The 5,807-nt window shown below is 68.7% G+C and carries 6 protein-coding genes; 4 read left to right on the top strand and 2 right to left on the bottom strand.

Features of this window, described 5'->3' with window-relative positions:
- Positions 1 to 696 precede the first annotated feature (696 nt).
- The 3 genes from ACZ6IM_RS42110 to ACZ6IM_RS42100 are packed head-to-tail and all read left to right on the top strand — an operon-like array spanning position 697 to position 3,709.
- Positions 697 to 3,237, top strand: coding sequence for a helicase associated domain-containing protein (locus ACZ6IM_RS42110; protein ID WP_469564526.1), 2,541 nt, complete (start codon positions 697 to 699; stop codon positions 3,235 to 3,237).
- Complete coding sequence (locus ACZ6IM_RS42105) at positions 3,237 to 3,536, top strand: hypothetical protein (RefSeq protein ID WP_469564524.1); 300 nt, start codon at positions 3,237 to 3,239, stop codon at positions 3,534 to 3,536. The genes ACZ6IM_RS42110 and ACZ6IM_RS42105 overlap by 1 nt, the downstream gene beginning before the upstream one ends.
- A complete protein-coding gene (locus ACZ6IM_RS42100; RefSeq protein WP_469564522.1) occupies positions 3,533 to 3,709 on the top strand; it encodes a hypothetical protein in 177 nt (58 codons plus the stop codon). Before ACZ6IM_RS42105 ends, ACZ6IM_RS42100 begins: the two co-directional genes overlap by 4 nt.
- Before the next feature lie 97 nt (positions 3,710 to 3,806).
- Here the strand turns inward: ACZ6IM_RS42100 and ACZ6IM_RS42095 are convergent, their stop codons facing one another.
- Positions 3,807 to 4,115 carry a hypothetical protein gene (locus ACZ6IM_RS42095; RefSeq protein WP_469564519.1) on the bottom strand — a complete coding sequence of 103 codons (309 nt, stop codon included), beginning with the start codon at positions 4,113 to 4,115 and terminating at the stop codon, positions 3,807 to 3,809.
- 473 nt (positions 4,116 to 4,588) lie between these two features.
- Here ACZ6IM_RS42095 and ACZ6IM_RS42090 point away from each other — a divergent pair, with 473 nt between their 5' ends.
- Positions 4,589 to 4,768, top strand: a complete 180-nt coding sequence (locus ACZ6IM_RS42090) for a hypothetical protein (RefSeq protein WP_469564516.1) — start codon at positions 4,589 to 4,591, stop codon at positions 4,766 to 4,768.
- Between the two features lie 277 nt (positions 4,769 to 5,045).
- On the opposite strand, the gene ACZ6IM_RS42085 is transcribed toward ACZ6IM_RS42090, so the two are convergent.
- A partial coding sequence (locus ACZ6IM_RS42085; RefSeq protein ID WP_469564513.1) for a hypothetical protein occupies positions 5,046 to 5,807 on the bottom strand: 762 nt, incomplete at its 5' end.

Genomic DNA, 5,807 nt, shown 5'->3' with positions numbered 1-5,807 from the left:
CCCGCGGAGCGGGTCCCTTCGGGCTTCGCCCGAAGAAGCGAGCCGGGGCGCTCCGCGCCCCGGCCGCTCCCGCTCCGCGTGAGCGGATGCGGCTCGCTCCGCTCACCGCCAGGCGGCACGCGCTCCGCGCGACCGCCAACCGCAGGGCAGGCGCCTCGCGTTGCGAGGCGCGGTCGGCCTCCGGCCGACTGGTGGCCTCCGCTGCGCTCCAGCCACCCACAGCCGACCCGCCAACTCCAGTGCGGGCAAGGCGTGCCACGCTCCGCGCGGCCCACCCACAGGGCTCACGCCACAAGCAGCAGCAAGAGGAGGGGAGGTGACAGGCAGTCGGGCGGGTGACGGAGGCTCGGGGTCGGCCACCCGGAGGAGCGGGCGGGATTGAGGGGGCGTCAAGGCCCCGGATTGGCTTGCGATAAAGCAAGACTAACAGCTTTGAGCCACGTTCTGGGGAATCTCTGAATTCCTTGTGCTTCATTTCTGAGAGCGAGATAGACTCTGGACTCAGGACACACCACCCCGGACCGCCCCGGAGGGTTATCGAGATCCACCCAACCGCCTTGCCGGTGTCCCGGTGGAGCGGATCGACCAGCCGACCGCGTCAGTCCAACCGTAGCCCTTGTGGCTCATCTACGTGCAGGTTTCCCGTTTCCAGCCGCTCGAATCGACCGGGCGGCGCCCCAGAAGAAGGCAGGCGATATGTCGAGCACAGACCGCGCCGATCAGCGCGAGGCAGCCCAGCGAGAAGCCATTGACGCGGTCGTGCGCGCCCTCGAATTGCCTGCAAGATCTCTTGTGCCCGAACGAGGGCTTCGAACGCAGGTGATCATGGCGACCGGGTCCGGGAAGACCCGGGTGGCAGTCCGCAGCGCGGAGGAGCTCCACGCGGGCCGTGTGCTGGTGCTCGTGCCCTCGCTGGACCTGCTCGCCCAGACCGAGGCCGCATGGCGCGAGGGGGGCCGCCGGGGGCCGATGATCGGGGTGTCCTCGCTGCGGGGTGAGGAGGTGTCCTTCCCCAACACCACGGACGTGGACGAGCTGGTGGAGTGGACCCGGGGCCTGGACAAGGTCACCGTGTACGCCACGTACGCCAGCCTCGGACTGGGCACGCTGGAGCGGGCGCACGCCGCGGGCTTGTCGGCTTGGGACCTGATCGTCGTGGACGAGGCCCACCGCGTTTCGGGCCGGATCGGGAAGCCGTGGGCGGTCGTCCACGACAACCATAAGATCCCTTCCCTGCGCCGCCTCTACATGACGGCCACGCCGCGGCTGTGGCAGCTCGGGGACGAGGACGAGGCTGGCGCACCGGGCGAGCTGGTCGCGAGCATGGAAGACGACCCCGAGGGCCCGTTCGGCAGCAGGGCGTTCACTTTGACGCTCTCGGAGGCCATCGACCGGGGAATTTGTGCCCCCTACCAGGTTGTATGCGTGGACGTCACCGACACCGCGCTCCAGGCAGCGCAGCTCCTGGGCGCCGAAGGCCGGTCGGCCGAAGTCCGCGGGGCCCGGCTCGCCGCGCTGCAGACCGCCCTGGTGAAGGCGTCGGCCGAGGAGGGCTTTCGCAGAACGCTGGTCTTCCACCACCAGGTCCGCGAGGCCGAAGCGTTCGCGGCCGGCCTTCCTGACGTCGCCGCGCAGCTGCACGCCGCCGACCCGGAGCTGTACCCCAAGACGATCTGGGCGGACTGGCTGTGCGGGGATCACAAGCCGCTCCACCGGCGTCGGCTGCTGGGCGAGTTCGCGGCGGGGATCGCCACGGACGGCACCGTGGTGGAGAAGTGCTTCCTGTGCTCGGTGAAGGTGTTGGGCGAGGGCGTCGACACCAAGCACTGCGACTCCGTGTACTGGGCGGATGTGCGCGGGTCGATGCCGGACCTGGTCCAGGCCGTAGGGCGGGCGCTGCGGATGCAGCCGGGCGAGGGCAAGGTGGCCTCGCTCGTGGTGCCGGTGCTGCTCGGGCCGGGCGAGACGGCGGACAACATGCTCACGTCCCGGGCGTTCGGCGGCCTGGCGAAGCTCCTGGAGGCGCTGCGGGCGCACGACGCGCGGATCGTGGAGAGCCTCGCGGAGCAGCAGGCCCCGAGCCGCTACAAGCCCGTCAGCAAGGACGAGAGCGGGAAGAGCGCGGGTGGGAGCGGTGAGGGCTCCGGGGGCGTCAGCGCCCCCGCCAAGGCCCTGCTGAAGTTCTCCACGCCCCGCGACCCGGCCGCCCTCGCGGCGTTCATCAACCTGCGGGTTCTCAACCCGGAGCACGAGCACTGGCGGCGCGGCGTGGAGGCCGCCGTCATCTACGCCCGCGTGCACGGCGACTTGAAGGTGCCGTTCACGTTCCGCGTGCCTGCCGTCGATGACCAGGAGGCGGAGGGCGAGGGGTGGCCGGCCTCGCTCGCCGGGTTCCCGCTGGGGCAGTGGACCGCCGACGCGCGGCGGTTCTACGCCCGCGGTGAGATGGACGAGGACCGCGTCGCGCAGCTGGAGAAGCTCGGCATGATCTGGTCGCACTACGACGTCGCGTGGGAGGAGGGCCTGTCCGCCGCGCGCGGGTGGGCGGCCGAACACGGGCACCTCCTGGCCCCGCTGGACGCCACGTTCCAGGGCTACCGGGTGGGTATCTTCCTGAAGAACGCGCGGGCCGCCGCCCGCAAGGCGCAGGCGATCGAGCAGCGGCGTGCCGAGGGGTTGCCGGTGGAGTCGTCGGCCGGGGCGCTGTCGGACGAGCGGCGCGAGCAGCTGGAGGAGATCGACGCCTCGTGGTGCCCGAGCTGGCCGGTGACCTGGCAGCGGTGCTTCCACCTGGTCCGGACGCACCTGGACGCCGGTGAGGCGCTGCCCACCGAGACGGGCGACGTCGTGCGCCAGGGCGAGGACCTCGGACGGTGGGTGCAGTCGGTCCGGCTCGGCTGGGACCAGCTCACGACCGTGCAGCAGTGGATGTGCGAGCAGGTCCTCGGGATCGAGCCCGCCAGCGAGGACGAGAAGCCCAAGCGCCGTACGCAGGCCGATAAGTGGGCGATGAACTACGAGGCCGCCAAGCAGTTCTACGAGCGTGAGGGGCACCTTCAGGTCCCCAGGAAGCACGTCGAGCGGATCGTCGGCGGCGAGGACCAGGAGGATCGGGAGGATCGGGAGGATCGGGAGCACAAGTTGGGGGCCTGGATCGGGAATCAGCGCTCTCGGGCAGCGACGCTGACGCCGGAGCGAATGGAGCTGCTGTCTTCGATCGGGATGCGGTGGTCGTGATGGGCGTCGTCGTCACGATCGCGGCCGTCGCGCTCGCGGCCGGCTATCTGCTCGGGCGACTGCGCCCGTGGCAGCTGCTGGGCGACTGGGCGGCCGATCAGGTCCGCTTCACCGGGGCGTGGGTCCGGGGCGACGCCGGACGGCAGACCGTCGTCGTCCTGGCCCACGCCGTCACCGCGCCGTGCACCAGCTGGCGCATCATGCGCGCCCCGGCCACCGAGACCCGAGCACCGACGCCCGTACGCGATGCGGACTGGATCGCCAACCGCACCCACCACGACAAGGGAGGCACCGCGTGAGCACCGAACAGCACGACGCCGACGCGTACGGCCAGGAGCTGGAAACGTCCACAACTACGAGCGACTCGTCTCCCGCAGCGAAAGCCGACATCATCTGGACCTTCATCACCCTCATGGCCCGCCGCCGCCTCACCTGCCCTCCCCAACCACCCCGCACGTCACCACACCCGTAGGCCCCGTCGAACCGGTGAAAGCGGCCAGCAGTCTCAAGCCCATACACCTTCGAATGCAGCAGTCGCAGACGATCCGGCTGGCACCCGCTGCCTTGTCCTAGCGAAGAGCAAGGTCTAGCAGGATGGCCGATGCGATAAAGAATGCGATAAAGCCTCCAACCCCGATAGCGACCCACCCCCCGGTCGACACCCTGCGAGCCGCTCTCTCCTCCATCTGTCGCTGCCGCAACAGATATTGCTCGAAGTGCCGGTCGACTCGCTGTGAGGCCAGCGCGTCTCGCTGTCTCTGCCGGTCTAGGGCTAGGCCGTCCGCGATCGAGTGGGGATCTGCCCCGTTGTTAATGATCGTTTCGGCGTTGTTTACGGGCCCGTTCACATGCCAGCCCTGCTGGTTGAAGGTCGCCATGGGGGAATTGTGACGCAGCGTAGGCCAGCCTGTGAGGTAGTTAGCAGAAGCTTCACACCTGCCCAGGATCGCTGACAGACGATGTCCAGCGCCGCCCTCCGCCCCGTGCCCGACGTCAGCTGCTCCCGAGCGAAGACGACCTCGCCTCCCGCGGCCTTGAGTACCGCCACCAGCAGCTTGAGCTGCTCCGAGTTTCGTAGAGTCCGATCTTGATTGGTTCAGGCGGACTGCGTGGATTGCCGTGAGAAAGCCGCAGGTCAGCGCCTCATCACCACACCCCGTGCAGGGGGTGAGGTGATGGGCTCCGCAGGTGAGGACGCAAATTGGCCTCGTGGCCGATGCTCACCCCATGTTGACGTCACCCCAGCAGCCACCGCATACCGTCGTCCACAAAGCGGACGGGGACCACCCCGGCTAGGGCGATCCCCGAAATGTCCGCACGGTACGAGGGCAATCGCACGAAGGACAACACCATGCAACCACAGCGCTGGAAGTCCGTCGGGCTCCAGTACCGCCGCCCTGAGTGGCAGGACACGTTCAACGCCGTCATCGCTGGCACCGTGCTCTACCTGCTTCCGCAGGTTCCGCCCGGGATGACCAGCTTGGCATTCGTCCCGCTGCTCCGTTGTATCCGCTTCCGACGCACTGTCTGAAACGAAACCCCTTCCCCTGGCCGCGCTCAGCGGCCAGGGGGTCCCCGGTTCCGCGAAATGCACGCGCACACGCTGCCCGATCGCTCCCGTGCAGCTGCCGGTCCAAAGTCCGGCGGTGGGTGTGGCCGGCGCTATCAGGTGCCGCCGCCCGAGCACGGCCAGTCCGGGCCGGGTGGTCCGGGCCTTCGCCATGTCCCACAACTTTACTTTGAACGGGTGGGGCGCCGATGGTCTGTAGTACGTGGACTCGCAACGACATCGACGGCAGGCTGTTCGGTCAGACCGGGATCTCGCCTTCGAGGATCGCGGTGACTTTATCGCTCATGAACTCCATCCACTCGTCTCGGTCGTGGCCGTTCAGCGGATGGAGCACTGCGGGAAGCGGCGCTCGGCACAGCGATCGGAGATCGGCTGCTGTTCTGTCCTCGCCGTACTGCAGCCAGTGGTCGACAACAGCCCAGCCTTGCTTTTCCACAACCGATTGATCGGCATGCTGCGCGGTCCCCCGGCCGCTGGGCGTGAGGGCCCAGGCCAGGGGGCGGAAGTAGACCTCCGAGAAGACGTCGTAGTGCTCTATGTACCGGATGACCCGGACAGCGTTGTACATTCCCGCCAAGCGGGTCCGCCGGTCCAGGCACACGGCCAGGCGCAGACTGGCGCCGTCAGGCATCGTGATGCGGTCGCGACGGCTGCGGAGGTCCTCGGCAAGCCCCCGGAACATCACGCGCAGATGTGGGCTGGTGGCGAACATGCCGATAAGGACGGACCGGGCCACACGGGCCGGTGCCAAACGCACAGGCGGCAGGTAGAGACGCTGTTGCAGGTTCACGCGTGCCAGCATGGCGTTGCTGAAGTCCGCGTAGGCGGCGTCGTAGTGGGCTCCGGCCATGTTGTTGCACTCGCTGCACAGGCCGTGGAACCACATGCCGCCCTGTGCGATGCGCCCATGGGCCTTGACCCCGAATCCTGGACACGGGTTACGCGGCTTGTGCCAGCGTAGTTGGTGCGAGTTGGAGGGCGTCCTCGAAGGCGATCGGTG

The organism is Streptomyces sp. NPDC042336 (assembly GCF_055581985.1).
This window is presented reverse-complemented; position numbering and strand designations above follow the sequence as displayed.